Here is a 16,639-nt window from a genome sequence, read left to right as displayed (position 1 = left end):
CGGTCCTCAGAGATGCGGAATCTCGTGGTTGGCCTGGAACAGGCCGCCGGGGTCGACGGTCCTGCGAATCTCGATCAACCTCCGCCAGGTCGAGGCGTCGTAACCGGCCGACGGGTCCACCGGCTCCTCCTGGAAGTTCAGGTACTCCCGCCCGCGCGAGTAGGGCGCCATCGCCTCGACCACCCGCTCGCAGTCGGCGATGGTCTGCTTTGCCGCCTCGCCCACCAGCATCCCGCCGCAGATCAGCTGGAACTGCCCGTCCAGCTTCGCCAACGCACCCGCGCCCGGCTGCGTACGCCCGAGGGCCCCACCGAGCTGCCGCAACTCCGCCATCAGAAACAGCGAACTGCCGGAGTCGACGCCCGCGACCTCGATCAGCCGGTCCACCGCGGCCGGCGGCAGTTCGTCGAGCAGCGCCGAACGCCCACCGCCCGGAGTGGGTTGCTCCGGGTCCATGTGTACGCGCATCAGGGCGGCGGCCGGCACCCGACCGAACGTGTCCAGCTCGGGTGCGAGTTCCCGCAGCGGCGCCAGGAGCCGCCGCGCCTCGTCGTCGTCGGCCAGCACGGCGCCGTCGATGACGACCAGTTGGCGACCGCGGAAGGGTTCCGGGATCTCGGGGATCGGCGGGAAGTGCAGGTGCCGGTACGAGGTGGTGACCGTGTCGGGTGCGTCGGGGGCCCACTTCGCCCACGCGCTCAGGACCCGATGCGCGTTGCTCAGGTCCCAGACCAGCATCCCGGCGTACGCGGTGTCGATCGGGTGGAGCGTGAACTCGATCGCCGTCACGACACCGAAGTTGGCGCCGCCGCCCCCGCGTACCGCCCAGAACAGGTCCGGGTCGTGCTCGGCGTCGACACGGATCAGCGAGCCGTCCGCGACGATCATTTCGACGGCGGTCAGGCTGTTGGCGGCCAGGCCCAGCGACCGCCCGTACCAGCTCACGCCCCCGCCGAGGGAGTAGCCGACGACTCCCGCGTCCGGTGCCGAGCCGTGCAGGGCAGCCAGCCCGTACGCCGCTGCCGCCTCGACCACGGACGACCACAGGACGCCGGCCTCGACCCGCGCGCGCCGGGCCTCGGCGTCGATCGTGATCCCGGTCATCCCCGACATGCGCATCAGCACGCTGTTGGTCAGGTCGCCGAGCGGATGGGCGTTGTGCCCGGTACCCAGCGGCGCGATGCGCAGCCCGACCGCCGCGGCGGCCCGGACCACGGCCGCGACCTCCGTCGCGTCGTTCGGGAAGGCCACCGCGGCGGGACGCAGGTCCAGGGCGAGCGCCCAGGTCGTACGGGCGCGGTCGTACTCCTCGTCACCCGGCAGGTGGACACCCCCACCGGCCAGTCCCCGCAGTGACGACAGATCACGTCCGAACTCGTCCGATCGCGTACTTCCGGTGTTCATGTACTGTTTCCCCCTGAATCGATGAATGCTCGACAACCCCCCGAATAATCGGACAAACTCCGCATTCGGTGTTGCGCGTCAACTGTTGCCGAAGCCGTCCTCCGATAACAGGGGAGAGCCTTGCCCTGGCTGTCCCCCGGCATCCGATCGACAATCCCGCGTCGGCCGCCCGCTGAACCGGTTCCCCGCCTGCGGGCGCGGGGCACCCCAGCTCAGGTCCGCGAATCGCGCGGAACAATGGTGTGGTGAGCTCTGACGAACTAGCCCATTTCCTACGGTCCCGACGCGCGGCGCTTCAGCCCGAGAAGGTCGGTCTGGGTCCGCGACCGCGTCGGCGTACCCAGGGGCTTCGGCGCGAGGACGTCGCCGGGCTGGCCGCCATGTCGACGGACTACTACCGTCGCCTGGAGCAGGCCCGTACCGGGCCACCGTCGCCGCAGATCCTGGACGCCATCGCGCGGGCCCTGCGGCTGACCGCCGACGAGCGGGACTACCTGTACCGGGTCGCCGACCAGGAACCGCCCCCGGGGTCCGAACTCAGCCGGCACGTCGCTCCCGCGCTGCGGCAGGTCGTCGACGGGCTCGGCGACTCGCCAGCCCAGGTCATGACGCTGCTCGGCGAGACCATCGCGCAGAATCCGATGGCCGTCGCCCTGTTGGGCGACCACTCGGTCTACACCGGTGACGCCCGCAACAGCACGTACCGCTGGTTCACCGACCCCGCCTCGCGAGCGGTCCACCCGCCCGAGGAACACGAGGAGGAGAGCCTTGCCCGGGTCGCCGAACTGAGGGCCAGATCGGTACGCGTCGGCGACCCCGAGGCCGACCGGCTCATCGGCACGCTCCGCGCCCACAGCCCCGAATTCGAACGGATCTGGCTGCAACAACGGGTGGCGATCTGCCGGTCCGGCACCAAGGCCCTGGTACATCCCGACATCGGCACGATCGAACTGGATTGTCAGATCCTGCGGGCCGAGGGACCCGACCAACTGCTCGTTGCCTTCACCGCCGCCGCCGGCAGCCGCGCCGCCGCACAGTTGCGCGGGCTCGGGACCGTACGCGCCGATCCGCCGGTCCGGCGGCACCCGCACGCCCCCGTGCGGGTGGGACGGATGTCCGGCCGCGCCCGAACCTCGTGAACACCGTGCCCGGCTGGACGGTGGCGGGTTACCCGGCAACGGTTCGGGACCGCGCGCAGGGCGGATCGGCTGTTCGCCCATCCGGTGCGGGACCGTACAGTGCCGTCCGTGATCGCAGATCTTGCCCGACGTGGGCGACGCCGTCCCCCCGCGCTGCTCGCTCTCGGGCTGGTCACGCTCGGCGTCGGCATCTCCACGGCGGTGGCGGTGCCGTTCCTCTCGCTGTTCCTGAGCACGGCCGTGCACGCCGGTCCGGTCCGGATCACGGTGTTCCTGATCGTCACCCCGATCGCGGGGGTGGTCGCGTCGACCCTCGTCGGGCGGTTGTCCGACCGGCGGCCGATCCGGCGGGCACTGCTGATCGGGACGGCGGTGGCGGGCGTGATCGGCATGGGACTGGCCGCCTTCGTACGCGACTACTGGATCCTGCTCGCGCAGGCGGTGACCGCGACGGCACTGGCCGGGGCGCTGTTCCCGCAGACGTTCGCGTACGCCCGCGAACTGTTGATCCGCGACGGCGCCGGCCGGGCCGCGATGGGAACCAACGCCCTGCGTACGGTGTTCTCCCTGGCCTGGGTGGCCGGCCCTCCACTGGCCGCGTTCCTGCTTGACGCCGGCGGTTTCACCTACCTGTACGGGATAGCCGCGCTCATGTACGCGGTCGTGGCACTGGTCGCGGTCTTCTGGCTCGACGAACTCGACCCGCCCACCGCACCGACCACGCCGACCGCTCCCGATGGCGAACCCGCCCCCGCCGTCCCCGGCACGCTCGAGGCATCGCGGAGGACCGTGCTGCTGACAGCGGTCGCGTTCACGATGCTGCAGTGTCCGTTGACCCTGAGCCTGCAGACCCTGCCGTTGTTCGTCAGCGGCAACCTCAACGGCGACCTCGACGACGCCGGCCTCATCCTCGGGCTCTGCGCCGCGCTGGAGATCCCGCTGATGCTCGGCCTCGGCGTGCTGACCACCCGGTTCCCTCTGCGTCTGCTGGTGCTCGTCGGGGCAGGGTCCGGTGTGGCGTACCACGTCTGCGCGGCGGTCTCGGGGAGCGTGTCGACGCTGGCCGTCGCCCAGATCCTCAACGCGGCCTTCATCGCGGCGGTTTCCGGGCTGGGCATCTCCTACATGCAGGACCTGCTGCCCCGGCAGCCGGGGCGGGCCACGACCCTGTTCACGAACACGTTCCCGATCGGAGCGATCCTGGCCGGTCCGCTGTTCGGGCTGGCCCAGCACTTCGGCCTGCGGCTCGCGTACGGGATCGGCACGGGCCTGTGCGCCGCCGGCCTGCTGATCCTGTTGATCATCCGGCCCCCGGCCCTCCGGACGGGGCAACCCGCGTCCTGACACGTTGGCGGCTCGCCCGAAACACGCCTCATTCCGGGTATCGCTCTGCGTCCACATCGGTCATTCGCGTACGCACCACCCGTGCTTCCCGCGTTTCAGTGGTAGCGGGGCCATACCGGTCCAGTGCGGGGCACGGATTTGCGCTGGCCAATGGGCCGAATCGACCGCGCCCACTCCCCCTCGACCGAACCCGTTGGACCTTCGGCAGAGGTCACCGAGACGGTCGTACGACCGGGGCAGCCGTCCGTACGACCCGTCACCCACCGTGTGGATGACCATAATCCGCCCAATATCTGCCCGAATGCTGCCCGTGAACGTGTCTTGATCAGCAACAGAGATCCACCGAACATGATCGAAGTCGTCGTGGGGACGTCCATCGATCGTTGGGTTCGCTCCCACACGACCGGTGGCACCGGACATCCCGGAGCTGCCTCTGTCGGTGCTCCGATTCGTTCGGGTCACCGAAAAGTGGGGAGGAAAGAGTGTCAGTACGACAAACACGCCGAGGCGGGGGTCGATTCAGACTCCGGTCATCGGTCGCCATCCTGGCGGCCGTTGTCCTCGGTGTCACGGCCCAACCGGCGTACGCGGCGCCCGCCGCGCCCAGCGCCACCGTCGACGCCCAGGTGCTCAAGGAGATCAGCACCAAGGGCAGCACCAGCTTCATGGTGTTCCTGCGCGAGCAGGCCAAACTGGACGGTGCCGCCAAGCTGCGCGACAGCGACGCCAAGGCCGTCGAGGTGCACCGGCAGCTCACCGGCACCGCCGCCCGGACCCAGAGCGGGCTGCGCGCCGACCTCGACGCGAGGAAGGCGGAGTACACGGCGTACTGGATCGCCAACGCGCTCCAGGTGCGCGGCGACAAGGCCCTGGTCGACTCGATCGCCGCCCGCGACGAGGTGGCCCGGATCGAGCCGGTGCACATCTACCCGCTGATCAAGCCGACGCCGAGCAAGACGACCGCCAAGGCCGAACCGAACGCGGTCGAGTGGGGCCTGAGCAACATCGAGGCGCCCCGGGTCTGGTCCGAGTACGGCGACCGCGGCGAGGGCATCGTCGTGGCCAACATCGACACCGGCGTCCAGTACGACCACCCGGCCGTCGTCGGTCAGTACCGCGGCAACCTCGGCAACGGCAGCTTCGACCACAACTACAACTGGTTCGACCCGGCCAGCGTCTGCGCCAACGACACCCCGTGCGACAACATCGACCACGGTACGCACACCATGGGCACGATGGTCGGTGACGACGGTGCCGGCAACCAGATCGGTGTCGCGCCCGGCGCCAAGTGGATCGCCGCGAAGGGCTGCGAGAACCAGCTCGGTTGCTCCGAGACCTCGCTGCTCGCCGCCGGTCAGTGGGTGCTCGCCCCGACCGACCTCAACGGCCAGAACCCCCGGCCCGACCTGCACCCGGACGTGGTCAACAACTCCTGGGGCGGTGGCCAGGGCGACCCCTGGTACGAGCAGACGATCGTGGCCTGGCGGGCCGCCGGCATCTTCCCCAGCTTCAGCGCCGGCAACAGCGGCGAGGCGGGCTGCGGGTCGGCCAACTCCCCCGGTGACAGCCCGAACGCGTACGCGGTCGGCTCGTACGACGTGAACAACGCGATCTCGTACTTCTCCAGCCGCGGGCCCAGTGTCAGCGGTCTGACCAAGCCGAACGTCTCGGCGCCCGGATCCAACGTGCGCTCCAGCGTTCCCGGCAACGGGTACGCGAACTTCAACGGCACCTCGATGGCCGCCCCGCACGTCTCCGGCGCCGTCGCGCTGATCTGGTCGGCGGCACCGACCCTGCGCGGCGACGTCCCCGCCACCGAGGCGCTGCTCGACGACACCGCCACCGACGTCGACGCGCTCGAGTGCGGTGGCACGGTCGACGACAACAACGTCTTCGGCGAGGGCCGGCTCAACGCGTACCAGGCGGTCACCGCCGCACCGCGCGGCCCGGTCGGTCAGGCCACCGGCACCGTCACCAACAGTGCCACCGGGGCGGTCCTGGCCGGTGCGACCGTCACCGCCGGTCCGCGCCGCGCGACCACCGGCGCGGACGGCACCTACTCGCTGACCGTCGCGGCCGGCGAGCAGACCGTCACCGCGAGCGCCTACGGCTACGCCGACCAGACCGTCACCCTGACGGTTCCCGAGGGCGGCGCGGTCACGAAGAACTTCGCGCTGGTCGAGACCCCGCCGGTGACCGTCACCGGCAAGGTCACCGACGGTTCCGGTCACGGTTGGCCGCTGTACGCCTCGATCGAGGTACCAGGGCGGCCGGGCGGGCCGGTGTTCACCGACCCGAGCACCGGCACGTACTCGTTCACCGTGCCGGGCAACACCGCCTACAAGGTCAAGACGACCGCCCGCTACCCCGGCTACCGCCAGGTGGAAACCACGCTGGAACTCGGCGTCGGAGCCACCACGGCGAACATCTCGGTGCCGGTCGACCCGGGCTGCACCGTCGCCGGCTACTCCCCCTCGGTCGGCGACCCGCTGCTGACCCAGTCCTTCGACGGCACCTCCGCCCCCGAGGGTTGGTCGGTGGTCAACCGGACCGACGGCGGCGGCTGGACGTTCGTCGACGAGGGGAGCCGGGGCAACCTGACCGGCGGCACCGGCGGCTTCGCCATCGTCGACAGCGACCACCTCGGCAACGGCCCGACGCAGGACACCGACCTGCGCAGTCCGGTGCTGGACCTGACCGGGGTGAGCGCGCCGTACCTGAAGTTCAACAGCGACATGTGGTTGACCGGTGGGACCAACACCGCCGACATCGACGTCTCGACCGACGGCGGCGAGAACTGGACCAACGTCTGGCACCAGAGTGCCAGCCGGCGCGGTCCGGTCGTGGAGGAGGTACCGCTCACCCCGGCCGCCGGCAGCGCGAACGCGGTGATCCGGTTCCGGTACGCCGGCAGCTTCTCCTGGTGGTGGCAGCTGGACAACCTCCAGCTGATAAACCGGATCTGCACCCCGATCCCGGGTGGCCTGGTCGCCGGTTTCACCACCGACGCCAACACCGGCGCCGCGCTCAACGGTGCGACGGTGAGCAGCGTGGACCAGCCGCTGGACAAGGGCGTCTCGGTGGCGACGCCGGACGACCCGAACATCGGTGACGGGTTCTACTGGTTCTTCTCCAGCCTGACCGGCGCCCACTCGGTGAGCGCCGCGAAGGCGCCGTACCAGCCGTTGGCGAAGAGCGTCACGGTGGTCGCGAACGGGACCCGCAAGGCCGACTTCGCCCTGAAGTCGGGTCGGCTGACGATCGGGCCGGCCACGGTCGAGTCGCACCAGCCGTACGGCAGCACCCGTACCACCACGGTGACCGTCAAGAACACCGGTAGCGCCCCGGCCAACGTGGAGGTGCTCGAGCGGTCCGGTCAGTTCGAGCTGCTCTCCAAGCCGGGAGCGGCACTGACCGAGCGGTTGATGAAGGGATTGACCCCGGCCCAGAACGGGGCCAGGTACTCCGGCGTCACCGGTGGGCCGGCCGCGGCCGGTCCGACCGCCGAGGGCGCGTGGAGCCGGATCGCCGACATGCCGTCGGCGATCTTCGACAACGCCGGTGCGACCGTGGGCGGCAAGGTCTACTCCTTCGGCGGTGCGAACGGCACCGGCACCGAGAAGAAGGCCTGGGTGTACGACCCGGAGAGCAACGCGTGGAGCAACCTGCCGGACCTGCCCACCGGGCGGGGGAAGTCGGCGGCCGCCGTGGTCGACGACAAGATCTACCTCCTCGGTGGTTGGAGCGAGAGCGGCGCGCCGGTCACCACGGTCGACGTGTTCGACCCGGCGACCGGTGCCTGGGGCACTCTCGACGCCACCAACCCGGCGGCCCGCGCGGCTGCCGGCACGGCGGTGATCGACGGCAAGGTCTACCTGGTCGGCGGCTGCGCCGACGGTGCTTGCACGCCGTCGGACAACGTGGTCGTCTTCGACCCCGCGTCGGGTAGCTTCACCACCGGTGCGAAGTACCCGCACAGCGTGGCGTGGATGTCCTGTGGCGGTATCGGCAGCAGCGCGTACTGCGCCGGTGGCGTGGCCGGTGGGACGTCGTACAAGGACGGGTTCTCCTACGACCCGGCCGCCGACGCCTGGACCGCGCTGCCCGAGTTGCCGATCGACCTGTGGGGCTCGCAGTACGCCGCCGCGGGTGGCCTCCTGGTGATCGCGGGTGGGGTGACCGGGAACTCGTCCGGGCTCACCAACCGGACCGTGGCCTACGATCCGGCCACGAACGCCTGGCAGGCACTGCCGAACGTCGGCTTCCCGGTCTACCGGGGTGCGCTGGCGTGCGGGGCGTACAAGCTGGGTGGTGCTCCGGCACCGGGAACTCCCGGCAAGGAGTCCGAGCGCCTCGGTGACCTCGGTGACTGCGACGGTGCGGGCGACGCGCCGTGGCTGGCCACCACGCCGGCGGACTTCACCCTGGCACCGGGTGCCTCGAAAAAGATCACGTTGACCCTGACCGCCACCGCGGAGAAGGGGATCGCCCAGCCCGGCACCTACCACTCGGACCTGGCCCTGCGTTCGGACACCCCGTACGCGGTACCGGCGGTCGACGTGGAGCTGAACGTCTCGGCGCCGAACAACTGGGGCAAGGTCCAGGGCACGGTCACCGGCCAGACCTGCGACGGGGAACGCGTACCGGTCAAGGCGACGGTACGGCTGAACCTCGCCGACGGCGGCTACACCCTGAGCGCGGACGGCCAGGGGCACTACGCCTACTGGCTGCCGAAGGGCAAGTACCAGGTGATCGTGGCCAAGGACGGCTGGATCCCCGAGGTGCACCAGCAACAGATCCAGGCCGGCTTCGTGTCGACCCTGGACGTCACCCTCGATCCGGTCACGGCCTGCGACTCGCGTGTGGGCGGGATCTGATCACCTCTGATACCGGTGGCCGTCGACCCCTGCGGGTCGGCGGCCACCGCCGTGTCGGCATCAGCGGAGTCGACCGGGTGGTACAGCCTGCTGTACCACAACTGACTCGTTGGCTGGATCGCTCCCGGTGACGGCGGCTCCTAGCGTTGAGGCGCCCAATACGCCGATTCCACAGGGAGTGCGCCGTGCCCGATCCGTATCAATCCCCCGAAGCGCCCGTGACGCGTGAGCCCGTACCGGTGCCGAGCTCACGGTACACAGTCATTCGACCCCTGCTCTGGCTGCTGCTGGCAATCAGCGTCGCCGCCAATGTGGTGGCCTCCGCCGCCGGCGCCAACCTGTTCGTCGGTTCCGGGTTCGGTCTGACGGCGCTGGCCTGCGCCACCGCGCTGATCATCCACCACTACCGGAACCGGCGTCGATGACCACCAGTCCTCCGGTGGTACCCCAGGCTGTACCTCGGTTCGGGTGTCCACGGTAGAGACTCGGCGAGAAGCGACTGATGGACTTCCTCATGAAAGTCAACAGCCCTTTCGAGGAGGACAACATGGTCGCGACAGCGAGTCCGGTGGTTATCGGTACGGGTCCCGGCGACAGCGGAATTCGCAATTTCATCCGCCGCCGTCCACTGCTCAGTTTCTTCGCGCTGGCGAATCTGCTGAGCTGGGTCGCCTGGATCCCGTACGTCCTCTCGGCCACCGGGCTCGGAGTGCTCGACTTCCGTTTCCCGACGATTCTCGGCACCACGCAGACCCTCGGCGTTCTACCCGGCGCCTACCTCGGCCCGATCACGGCGGCGTTCATCGTGACCGCGGTCGCCGACGGTAGGGCCGGGCTCCGCCGTTGGGTCGCGCGGATGTTGCGGTGGCGGATCGGCTGGCGGTGGTACCTGTCGGTCCTGATCGGCGTCCCCGCCGCCCTGACCATCACCTCCGTCGCACTGTCCGGCGGCTCCATCCAGGCGCCTCCCGCCACGGCACTCCTGGTCTACCTGCCGGTCCTCGTCCTACAGATGATCAGCACCGGCATCGCGGAGGAGCCCGGCTGGCGCGACTTCGCCACCCCGCGCCTGCAGCGGCGATACGGGCCACTCGTCGGCACGATCATCCTCGGGCCCCTGTGGGGCGCCTGGCATCTTCCGCTGTTCCTCAGCGAGTGGGGCGGATGGCCGGACGTGACCTGGCTGATGGTCGGCGAGTTCCTCGTCGCGGCCACCGCCCTGAGCGTGGTCCTGACCTGGGCGTTCAATCGGACCGGCGAAAGCCTGCCGCCGGTCATGTTGCTGCACGTCAGCGTCAACACCTTCATCTCGGTCGCGTGGGCTTCGATGTTCCCCACCATCGCCACCGCCCAGAACTCGACCCACGTTCTGTTGCTCACCTCCGCCGCCGGGGCGCTGGTACTGCTGATCGCGACCCGGGGACGGCTCGGCTACCGACCGGCCGTCGAATCCCCGACACGGGTCGTCGAATGAGATGAGCGAGACGGCGCTACCCGCACGCCACCCTGTTCGGTTCACGACCGGCGCGGGCGCACCGGCGGTGTCGTATGGTCTCCGGATCATCGAAATCTCCGATCCCCGCGAACCCTTCCGACCACGGAGGTACCGATGCCGAGTTCCGGCGCGTACGACATCCGCGACGGCACGCCGCCGGCCAGAGGGCAGCGCTGGCGACAGGCGGTGAGCGTCCGCTCCCGAGCCGCCCTGGACGCCCTCGAACATCTCGTCGGCGGGCTGGGCACCGGGTTGCTGGCCCTGGTGACACTGATCTGTCTGGCTGTCGTCGCACTGTTGTGCCTGCTCGGCATCGGCCTGCTCCTGATACCGGTCGCGCTACGGGTGCTACGGGTCGTCGCCGACCGGGAACGCGCCCGGCTCTCCCGCTGGGGTCCGGAGATCATCGGCCCCGAACCGGTGCCGAACCGGCTGGGCGCCGTCGTGCGGGACCGCGCGGTCCGCAGGGAGCTGGGTTGGGTGGTGTGCCACGCGACCCTCGGGTTCATTCTCGGCCTGTCCGGGGCGACGCTGCCCCTGTACGTGGTGACCGACGGCACCCTCCCGTTGTGGTGGTACCTCGTACCACCATCGGAAGCCTCCGACACGCTGGCGCTCGTGCACGTGCACAACCTGCCCGGCGCGCTCGTGGTGAGCCTGATGGGCCTGGGATGGCTCGTCGTGCTGGTGACTCTCACCCCGTACATGGCCCGGCTGCAGGCGTGGCCCGGTCGACGACTGCTGTCACCCGATCCCGGCACCGACCTGACCATCCGGGTCGCGCAACTGACCGCGACACGGGCCGCCGCCCTGGACGCGCACGCCGCCGAGCTGCGGCGGATTGAGCGGTCGTTGCACGACGGCACCCAGAACCGGCTGGTCGCGGTCAACGTCCTGCTCGGCGCGGCGCGTCGTGCGCTGGCGCGTAACCCGTCCGACGCCGAGGCGATCATCGACCGCGCCCAGGACGCCGCCGAGCAGGCGCTCGCCGAGCTGCGTGCCGTCGTACGCACCATCCTGCCGCCGGTGCTGACCGATCGCAGCCTCGCCGACGCCCTCACCGCCCTGGCCGCGGACTGCCCGGTGACCTGCCGGGTGGACGCCGACGTGTCGGACCGGTGCGCCGCGACCGTCGAGGCGACGGCGTACTTCGTGGTCGCCGAGGCGCTCACCAACATCGCTCGGCACAGCGAGGCCAGGTACGCCACCGTTAAGCTTCGTCGCCGTGAGGACCAACTCGTTGTGCGGATCACCGACGACGGACGGGGTGGGGCCGACGAGCACGGCGGTTCGGGACTCGTCGGGATCCGCCGCCGGGTCGAAGCGCACGACGGGACGTTCGAGCTGGTCAGCCCGGTCGACGGTCCCACCGACCTGATGGTGAGGCTGCCATGCGGATTTTGATCGCCGAAGACGACCCGCTGCTGCGCGAGGGCCTCGCCCTGCTGCTGCGGGCGGAGTCCCTGGACGTGGTGGCCGCCACCGCAACGCCCGACGAGTTCCTGACCGCCATCGACGCGCACGTTCCCGACGTGGCCATCGTTGACGTCCGGATGCCGCCGACACACACCGACGAGGGCATCGTGGCGGCCGTCGAGGCCCGGCGTCGGCAACCGGGGCTGGCCGTGCTGGTGCTGTCGGCGTACGTCGAGCAGGCTTTCGCCACCGACCTGCTCGCCCAGGGCAGCGCCCGCCTCGGCTACCTGCTCAAGGAGCGCGTCGGTCGGGTGCAGGAGTTCCTGGACGCGCTGCACCGGGTGGTGGACGGGGGAACCGCCATCGACCCGGACGTGGTCGCCCAACTGCTGGCCCGGACCCGACCGGCCACGCCGTTGGAACGGCTCAGCCCCCGGGAACATGACGTACTGGCGCTGATGGCCGAGGGGCTGGGGAACGGTGCCATCGCCGAACGGCTCGTCGTCACCGACGGCGCCGTACACAAGAACATCCGGAGCATCTTCGCCAAGCTCGACCTGGCGCCCACCGACCGCGCGGACCGCCGGGTCGCCGCGGTGCTGCGCTACCTCGAGGACGCCCGCCGCCGAGGCTGACGGCCGGCATTTAACAAACGTCCAGGAGACTCCCCGGGTTTTCCCACCCGGACCGCGCATCGTTGGACCTGCCGCGCCACCGCCCACCAGGTCGGGTGCGGTCAGACACCCCTGCCGGGTGATCCGCCGGCCCGTCGGCCGAGGAGCCCGGCTGATTCTTCATGCGCACATTGCGAGGGATGACGACCATGCCGAGTGAGAGTCGGAAGGAACGCGCCGCCGCGGCCCGCAGGGCAACGCAGCGCGCGAGGCACCGGGAGCGCCGGGTACGGCGACTGCTGACCGGCGCGGCGATCGGCCTGGTCGCGGCGGTCCTGGTGGCCGTCGGCCTGGTGGTCACGCTCGACCGACCGGACAACGGGGCAGCCGCGCAGACAATCCCGGCCACACCTCTCGCCACCGCCCAGGGACGCACGGACCAGCCGCCGTGGTCGGCACCCTCCGACGCCAGCACCCAGGTACGCGCCGCCGGGCTGCCCATGCTCGGCGCCGAGGGCACCGTCGAGCACATCCACGCCCACCTCGACGTCTTCGTCGACGGGCAGCCGGTCGTAGTGCCGGCGAGCCTCGGCATAGACGAGTCCGCCGGGCAGATCAGCCCGTTGCACACCCACGACACCACCGGGGTGCTGCACATCGAATCGCCGGTGCAGGCCGACTTCAGCCTGGGGCAACTGTTCACCGAGTGGCAGGTGTCGCTGTCGGCCGACCAGATCGGCGGGCTCCACGCGGGTGACGGCAAGGTGCTCCAGGCGTACGTCAACGGCAAGCCCGCCACCGGAAACCCGGCGGGGATCATCCTGCACGCGCACGACGAGATCGCGGTTGTCTACGGCACCCCCGCGCAGCAGGCGGACCCGCCGTCGAGCTACGCCTTCCCGGCTGGGGAATAGCCCGAGGGCGTACCGGGGCCGCACCCGCCCCGCCCCACCACCGGTCGGGTAGGTAGCAGGCCGCACCCGGCCTTCCGGGAAAACGATCCGACGGATCGTGTGCCGGGATGGCCGGGTGCGCCCCGGAGTGCTTGGCGGTTCCGCTTTCGGCCGAGGATTCGCCTGGCGGTGATCAGCCCAGGCAGGTGCCAACTTCCTGCCGAGCGTTCCCGCACGGCTGGTTTCCGCTGATGACGGTCTGGTCGTCGACCTTGACCGCGACATCCTTCGCGAACACACCGCCCGGTTTCTCGGCGGCGCTGTTCTCGGTCACCTTGCTTCTGAACAGGGACGCCTGTCCCCCTGCTACGGAGACGCCGCCGCCCTTCGACTCCGGGCCGAGCGCCTTGTTACGGCTGCTCTCGCTGTGCCGTACGAGTACTGTCGACCGCTCGGCGGAGATGCCGCCGCCGTCCCCGGCCGTGCTGTTGTCCACGACGGTGCTGTCGTCGACGGTGAGCAGACCCTGGACGGTCGAAATCCCGCCGCCGGCAACGTCCGAGGTGTTGTGGTCGATCGTGAGGTCGCGAAGGGTGATCGTGGCGTCCTTGTTGGCGACGCCGCCGCCAACCCTGGCGGTGTTGGCGGTGACCCTGGTTTGCCAGACCTTGGTCCGGGCGGCGTAGCTGGCGATACCGCCGCCCTCGCCCGCGGCGTTGTGGACGAAGGTGCTCTCGCTGATGTCGGCCGCGCCCTGGTAGTTCGCGAACCCGCCACCGAACCCGCCGGCACGGTTGTTGGTGAACTCCGTCCACTTCACCGTAAGGACACCCCCGTTGAGCAGGCCCCCACCCCTGCCCGCCCAACCTGCGGCGTTGTTGTCACGGAATTTGCCTTCGACGAGGGTCAGGTGGCCATCGTTGAAGATCCCACCGCCACCTCCCTCGGGGGCGAGCGCGGCGCTCTCGGTGATCGTGGTGCGCTCGACGACCGCGGTGCCGCCATGGTCGATCCGGATGCTGCCGCCGTCGGCGGCACGTCCGTTCGACAGGGTGAGATCGCTCAGCTTCAGCTCGCCACCATCCCGGACGGTGAAGAACCGGAATTCTTCGGACTTCGCGTCCCGCACGATGGTGGCGCCCTCACCCACGATGCTGATCGGTTGATATATCACCGGCAGGCCGGACCTGTCACTGATCTTCTCGTCACCTCGGTCCACGACGGCGGCGAGGGTGTAGGTGCACTTCGACGCGAGTTTGAGATCGCCTCCGCCTGCGGCGTTGGCGAGCGCGATCGCGGCGACGAGCTCCCCCGCGTCACAGGGCACGGGCTTCACCTCGTGGGGCCCGTCGGGCGACGCACCCTCCGAATTCATGCCGGGGGCGGGTTCTGGGGCGCCGGTCGCGGCGAGCCGCTCCAGGCTCGGACCGGTGGGGGCGCTGTCCCCGACCGGGGTGAGGGCGGCAAGGCCCGCCAGACCCGCCGCCACACCCCCGGCTACGAGGCCCGTGGCCAGAAGCCATCGCCGCCCCGTCGGCCGCGGTGCGGACTGTTCGGGATCTCCGTAGCCCCCGTGACAACCGGACATAACACTTCCCTGCCCTTCATATCGGACACCGCCGCACCGACCTGTCGCGCGGAGGCTGCGCATCGTCGCAACCATGGAAATTCACGGTACGGAGATCATGGGGACAAGCACGGCTTATGCGAATAAAGCACATGTTCGGGTGAAAACGCCGGCAGCATCATCGACGATCAGGTCCACCGACCTTCCGGAGCCCACACGTCGTGACCCGTCAGTCGAGGCGGGCGGCGCGGGCGGTGAGGTGGCGGCGCTCCGGGAGGCTGGTCGCACGGCGGGCGGCCTCCCGGAAGTCGGCTGCGGCGGCATCCCGTTCGCCGGCCATCTCGCGCAGGTGGCCGCGGGTCGCAAGGAAACGGTGGTGGCGTGCCATCCGGTTGTCGGCGCCCAGCGCTTCCAGTAGGACCAGCCCCGCCGACGGTCCGTGGACCATGGCAACGGCGACCGCGCGGTTGAGCGTGACCATCGGGCCCGGTGCGAGCTGTTCCAGCAGGTCGTACAGGCCGAGTACCTGGGGCCAGTCGGTGGCGTCCAGGTGCTCGGCCTCGTCGTGGACGGCGGCGATGGCGGCCTGCACCTGGTACGGGCCGACCGGGCCCCGGTCCAGTGCCTCCGTGAGGAGGTTGAGCCCCTCGGTGATCAGTTTTCGGTCCCAGGTACGGCGGTCCTGTTCGTCGAGCGGCACCAGGGAGCCGTCGGGCGCCGTACGGGCGGGCCGGCGGGCCTCGGTGAGCAGCATCAGGGCCAGCAGCCCGGTCACCTCACCGTCGTGCGGCAGCAGTCGTCGCAGCCAGGTGGTGAGCCGGATCGCCTCGTCGGACAACCGGGGCGCGGTGAGCTCCGGCCCGGTGGTGGCGGTGTACCCCTCGTTGAAGAGCAGGTACAGCACGTGCAGTACGGCACGCAGTCGCTCGGCCCGCTCCGCTCCCTCGGGCAGCGCGAAGGTCGTACCGCTGCTCCTGATGGTCTGCTTGGCCCGGCTGATGCGTTGTGCCATGGTCGCCTCGGGGACCAGGAACGCCGCAGCGATCTGGGCGGTGGTGAGACCGCCGACCGCGCGCAGGGTCAGCGCGATCTGGCTGGGCGGCGACAGCGCCGGGTGGCAGCAGAGAAAGAGCAGGGCGAGTGAGTCGTCTCGGTCGGCGTCCGGCTCGACGTCCGCGGGCCGGCCGAGCAGCTCCGACTGCGGGGTGGCGGCGAATATCGTCTCCTCGCGCCGCCGCCGCGCCTGCTCGCTGCGCACCTCGTCGAGGAGGCGATGGGTGGCGACGGTGATCAGCCACGCGCGGGGGTTGTCCGGTACGCCCTCGGTGGGCCAGCGCACCGCAGCCCGGAGCAGGGCCTCCTGGGTCGCGTCCTCGCAGGTGTCGAACTGCCCGTACCGGCGGACCAGCGCGCCGAGGACCTGCGGCGCCAGCTCGCGCAGCAGGTCCTCGACCCCCCGATCGACCTTCACAGGCTGGCGGGCGCCTCGTGCAGGATCGGCCACACCTCGACCGGCTCGATGTGCGCCCACGGCATCTCGGCGGCGATCTCGTACGCCCGCTGCTCGTTCTCGCAGTCGAACAGGTAGAAGCTGGCGATGTACTCCTTCGTCTCCAGGTACGGCCCGTCGGTGACCGCCGGGGCGCCGTCCGTACGCCGGACCAGCCGGCTCGCCGCCGCGTCGGCCAGCCCGTACGCGCCGAGCAGCTCGCCGTTCGCCTGGTACTTCCGGTTGAACGCGTCCTGCTTGGCGATCTCCTCGGGCCAGTTCTCGGCCAGGATCGAATCCCACTTCTCCTGATTGCCGTAGATCATCAGCAGGTACTTCATCAGGGTCGTTCCTTCCGGTTCGTGCACCGTGCCGGCGCTGTCACCTGGTGAACGGAGCCG

12 protein-coding genes are annotated in these 16,639 nt (G+C 70.3%); 8 read left to right on the top strand and 4 right to left on the bottom strand.

Annotated elements, in window-relative coordinates; translation table 11 throughout:
* Nucleotides 1–6: 6 nt before the first annotated feature.
* Nucleotides 7–1,404, bottom strand: a complete 1,398-nt coding sequence (locus tag ACWEFB_RS00955; RefSeq protein ID WP_452280956.1) for an FAD-binding oxidoreductase — start codon at nucleotides 1,402–1,404, stop codon at nucleotides 7–9.
* Nucleotides 1,405–1,649: 245 nt separating this feature from the next.
* Here ACWEFB_RS00955 and ACWEFB_RS00950 point away from each other — a divergent pair, with 245 nt between their 5' ends.
* From ACWEFB_RS00950 to ACWEFB_RS00915, 8 genes are all read left to right on the top strand, one after another.
* The gene (locus ACWEFB_RS00950; RefSeq protein WP_452280954.1) at nucleotides 1,650–2,543 is read left to right on the top strand and encodes a helix-turn-helix transcriptional regulator; all 894 of its coding nucleotides are present in this window, start codon (nucleotides 1,650–1,652) and stop codon (nucleotides 2,541–2,543) included.
* A gap of 108 nt (nucleotides 2,544–2,651) precedes the next feature.
* A complete protein-coding gene (locus ACWEFB_RS00945; protein ID WP_452280952.1) occupies nucleotides 2,652–3,887 on the top strand; it encodes a sugar efflux transporter in 1,236 nt (411 codons plus the stop codon).
* Nucleotides 3,888–4,369: 482 nt separating this feature from the next.
* Nucleotides 4,370–8,764: a S8 family serine peptidase gene (locus ACWEFB_RS00940; protein WP_452280950.1), complete on the top strand. Its 4,395-nt coding sequence runs from the start codon at nucleotides 4,370–4,372 to the stop codon at nucleotides 8,762–8,764.
* A 185-nt stretch (nucleotides 8,765–8,949) separates the two neighbouring features.
* A complete protein-coding gene (locus ACWEFB_RS00935) occupies nucleotides 8,950–9,189 on the top strand; it encodes a hypothetical protein (RefSeq protein WP_452280948.1) in 240 nt (79 codons plus the stop codon).
* Nucleotides 9,190–9,311: 122 nt separating this feature from the next.
* Nucleotides 9,312–10,238, top strand: a complete 927-nt coding sequence (locus ACWEFB_RS00930; RefSeq protein ID WP_452280946.1) for a CPBP family intramembrane glutamic endopeptidase — start codon at nucleotides 9,312–9,314, stop codon at nucleotides 10,236–10,238.
* Between the two features lie 135 nt (nucleotides 10,239–10,373).
* Nucleotides 10,374–11,663, top strand: a complete 1,290-nt coding sequence (locus tag ACWEFB_RS00925) for a sensor histidine kinase (RefSeq protein ID WP_452280944.1) — start codon at nucleotides 10,374–10,376, stop codon at nucleotides 11,661–11,663.
* Complete coding sequence (locus ACWEFB_RS00920) at nucleotides 11,651–12,310, top strand: response regulator (protein ID WP_452280942.1); 660 nt, start codon at nucleotides 11,651–11,653, stop codon at nucleotides 12,308–12,310. The genes ACWEFB_RS00925 and ACWEFB_RS00920 overlap by 13 nt, the downstream gene beginning before the upstream one ends.
* Before the next feature lie 188 nt (nucleotides 12,311–12,498).
* Nucleotides 12,499–13,203, top strand: a complete 705-nt coding sequence (locus tag ACWEFB_RS00915) for a hypothetical protein (RefSeq protein ID WP_452280940.1) — start codon at nucleotides 12,499–12,501, stop codon at nucleotides 13,201–13,203.
* 172 nt (nucleotides 13,204–13,375) lie between these two features.
* Here the strand turns inward: ACWEFB_RS00915 and ACWEFB_RS00910 are convergent, their stop codons facing one another.
* The 3 genes from ACWEFB_RS00910 to ACWEFB_RS00900 form a co-directional block, all read right to left on the bottom strand.
* Entirely contained in the window at nucleotides 13,376–14,509 is a 1,134-nt protein-coding gene (locus ACWEFB_RS00910; RefSeq protein WP_452280938.1) for a hypothetical protein, read from the bottom strand.
* Between the two features lie 469 nt (nucleotides 14,510–14,978).
* A complete protein-coding gene (locus ACWEFB_RS00905; protein WP_452280936.1) occupies nucleotides 14,979–16,220 on the bottom strand; it encodes an RNA polymerase sigma factor in 1,242 nt (413 codons plus the stop codon).
* The gene (locus tag ACWEFB_RS00900) at nucleotides 16,217–16,579 is read right to left on the bottom strand and encodes a YciI family protein (RefSeq protein ID WP_326558534.1); all 363 of its coding nucleotides are present in this window, start codon (nucleotides 16,577–16,579) and stop codon (nucleotides 16,217–16,219) included. The genes ACWEFB_RS00905 and ACWEFB_RS00900 overlap by 4 nt, the downstream gene beginning before the upstream one ends.
* Nucleotides 16,580–16,639 lie beyond the last annotated feature (60 nt).

This window comes from Micromonospora sp. NPDC004704 (genome assembly GCF_053601675.1).
The sequence above is the reverse complement of the archived record's forward strand: the minus strand, read 5'-3'. Positions and strand labels throughout refer to the sequence as shown.

What these genes read in the sequence shown, in the direction of transcription:
- ACWEFB_RS00925 (WP_452280944.1), top strand. Translation starts at nt 10,374, where the DNA reads ATGCCGAGTTCCGGCGCGTACGACATCCGCGACGGCACGCCGCCGGCC.
- ACWEFB_RS00930 (WP_452280946.1), top strand. Translation starts at nt 9,312, where the DNA reads ATGGTCGCGACAGCGAGTCCGGTGGTTATCGGTACGGGTCCCGGCGAC.
- ACWEFB_RS00955 (WP_452280956.1), bottom strand. Translation starts at nt 1,404, where the DNA reads ATGAACACCGGAAGTACGCGATCGGACGAGTTCGGACGTGATCTGTCG.
- ACWEFB_RS00900 (WP_326558534.1), bottom strand. Translation starts at nt 16,579, where the DNA reads ATGAAGTACCTGCTGATGATCTACGGCAATCAGGAGAAGTGGGATTCG.
- ACWEFB_RS00920 (WP_452280942.1), top strand. Translation starts at nt 11,651, where the DNA reads ATGCGGATTTTGATCGCCGAAGACGACCCGCTGCTGCGCGAGGGCCTC.
- ACWEFB_RS00915 (WP_452280940.1), top strand. Translation starts at nt 12,499, where the DNA reads ATGCCGAGTGAGAGTCGGAAGGAACGCGCCGCCGCGGCCCGCAGGGCA.